Genomic DNA, 2,794 nt, shown 5'->3' with positions numbered 1-2,794 from the left:
GCCGGGGGCGCGGACGCAGAGGGCACCGGGAGCGAGGCGGCGGCGGTCGACGATGCCGTGACGATCGACCCGGAGACCGGGCTTCCCGTCGGGGGCGGCGGGTCGGGCGGGTCCGACGTCGCCAGCGGGACTGTGTCCACGCAGGTGGCGCGCCCCGTGGGGGGCGGAGTGGCGTTCGGCGCGCTCGCGGCCGCCGAGCTGCTCGCGATCGTCCTCGTGCCCGGTCTCCTCGCCGTGCRCGCGCGTCGAGCGGCGGCCCTGTGATGCGCGCGCGCCCGGGCGTGCGACTGGCCGCGCTCGCCGCCGCCGTCGCCACGTTCGCGCTCACCGGCATCGCCGCGGCCGCGCCGGCCGGGGCGGCCGACGCCGTCGACTACCGGCAGACGAAGACGCTCACCCGCGAGCACGTCGCCGCTGACGGCACCACCACGACGGTCGACTCGCGCGAGGTGACCGTGCAGGTGGACCGGACGCAGAGCCTGCGCGGCCGCGAGCGGATCCACGTGAGCTGGTCGGGCGCCCGTCCGAGCGCCGGCCGGTCCGCCGACCCCTACGGGTTCAACGGCATGAACCAGGAGTACCCGGTGGTCATCCTGCAGTGCCGCGGCGTGGACGACGCGAGCGCGCCCGAGGCCGACCAGGTGCGCCCAGAGACGTGCTGGACCTCCACGTACCTGCAGCGCTACGCCGCGGGCGTCGTCTCGGCAGGGGTCTGGCGGCACGACCGCTACGCGTCCGACGAGGACCGCGCGGACCAGGAGACGCTTCCCGACTGGCCCGCCGAGTGCGGCCTGCTGCCGGGTTCCGTCTTCGCGCAGCACCTGCTGCCCTTCGAGGCCGCGAGCGGCACGGTCTACCCGTCGTGCAGCAACTCCACGATCGCCCCGGAGTCCGCGATCGACGCAGCGCTCCCGCCCGCAGACATCGCCGCGTACACCAACCTGGACGGCACCGGCGACGTGCAGTTCGAGATGCGCACCTCGACCGAGAACGAGTCGCTCGGCTGCTCCTCGGACGTCCGGTGCACCCTCGTCGTCATCCCGATCATGGGCCTGAGCTGCCTGGACGCCGACGCGGCCTGCACGCAGACGGGGGACTTCGCACCCGGCTCCTCCAACCTGTCCGACGTCGGCGTGGACGACGCGGTCTCGCCCCGGTTCTGGTGGTCGGAGTCGAACTGGCGCAACCGGTTCAGCGTGCCGCTCAGCTTCGCGCTCCCGCCGGACGCGTGCGACGTCCTCGACTCGCGTGCGCCGGTGGGCATGTACGGGTCGGAGCTGCTGAACCAGGCGTCGATGCAGTGGGCACCCGCATACTGCCTGCGCGCCGACCGGTTCAAGTTCCAGCACAACCGGATGCCGGAGTCCGCCGCGCTGCGGCTGCTGGGCACCGGGGACGCGGTCGCGGCGTTCGTGTCGGACGCGGCACGCACCTCGGCGGTCGACCTGGCCTACGCGCCGACGGCGGTGACCGGCTTCGGGGTGGCGTTCGTCGCCGACCTGCCCGACAACTCCGGGGAGCTGACGCAGCTGCGGATGACCCCACGCCTGCTCGCCAAGCTGCTCACCCAGTCGTACCCGGCCACCAACGACGTCCGCGCGCACGAGGGCCTCGAGAACAACCCGCTGGCGCTCAACACCGACCCCGAGTTCATCGAGCTCAACCCGGGGCTGTCCGCTGTCGCGGCGGAGGCGAAGGCGACGATCCTGTCCCTGTCCGAGGCCTCGGACGTGATGACCGCGGTGACCGGCTACATCGCGGCGGACCCCGAGGCGATGGCGTTCCTCGGCGGGGAGCCGGACCCGTGGGGGATGCGGGTCAACCCGAGCTACCAGGACATCGACGTGCCGCGCGAAGACTGGCCGATGCTGGACACGTACGTCCGCGAGAGCACCCGCGAGTGCGAGCAGCTGATCCGGTCGCCGTACCTGGGGCTCGTCGCCGCGCCGGTGAACAGCCTGCGCAAGATCTCCGAGGCGGTCCTCGACGCGTGGCCGAACGTGCAGACGCAGTGCACGCGCTCAACGACCACCGACCCGTGGAAGTTCGGCCGCATCGCCCGCCAGAACTACGGGGTGCGGTTCATGCTCGGGCTCGTCTCGCTCGGCGACGCGGAGCGGTACGGCCTGCGCACCGCCGAGCTGCGGACCGCTGGTACCGGCCCGGGGGCGACCTTCGTCGCACCGAGCGTGGCGACGATGTCGACCGCGGTCGCACAGGCGACCCAGACAGGCCCGGGCGAGCCCTTCACGTTCGACCGGGCCTCGCTCGACCCGACCGGCTACCCGGGGACGATGGTGGTCAGCACCGCGGCCCGCGTCTCCGGCCTGGACGCGGCTGACGCCGGGCACGTCGCGCAGTTCATCCGGACCGCGACCACCGAGGGCCAGATCAGCGGACCCGGCAACGGTCAGCTCCCGGACGGCTTCGTCSCGATCGCGTCGACCGGGCCGACCGCAGCGCTCTACGCGGCCGCCCAGCAGGCGGCGAGCACCATCGAGGCGCAGAAGGGTCCCGCCGTCGCACCGTCCACCCCGCCGGCCACGGTGGCGCTCGGCGCCGCGACCGGATCGCTGGCGGTCAGGCCACCGGCGCCCCTCTCGGGTGGCGTGCCGGTCGGGGGGACACCGCAGACCGTCGACGGGTTGCCGGCACCGGAGTCGGCCGACGTCCAGGCGGCCGGTACCTCGGGAACCACGGTGGCGCAGGAGTCAGGGGCCGGGGGGACGGCGGTCAAGGCCACTCTCGGCCTGGCGCTCGCGGGCGTGCTCGGGGCACCGCTGCTGCGCAGCCT

Annotated in this window: 2 protein-coding genes; both read left to right on the top strand. The window is 73.9% G+C overall.

Annotated elements, in window-relative coordinates:
* Positions 1 to 264: hypothetical protein (locus tag AC1DUQ_RS20195; protein ID WP_477074468.1), on the top strand; the 264-nt coding region annotated here is incomplete at its 5' end.
* The coding region (locus AC1DUQ_RS20190) for a hypothetical protein (RefSeq protein WP_477074467.1) at positions 264 to 2,794 on the top strand (2,531 nt) is incomplete at its 3' end. The genes AC1DUQ_RS20195 and AC1DUQ_RS20190, both read left to right, overlap by 1 nt.

Source organism: Cellulomonas sp. P4_B5_2 (assembly GCF_056402235.1).
Note: the sequence above shows the minus strand (reverse complement) of the source record. Positions and strands in the feature narration are given on the sequence as shown.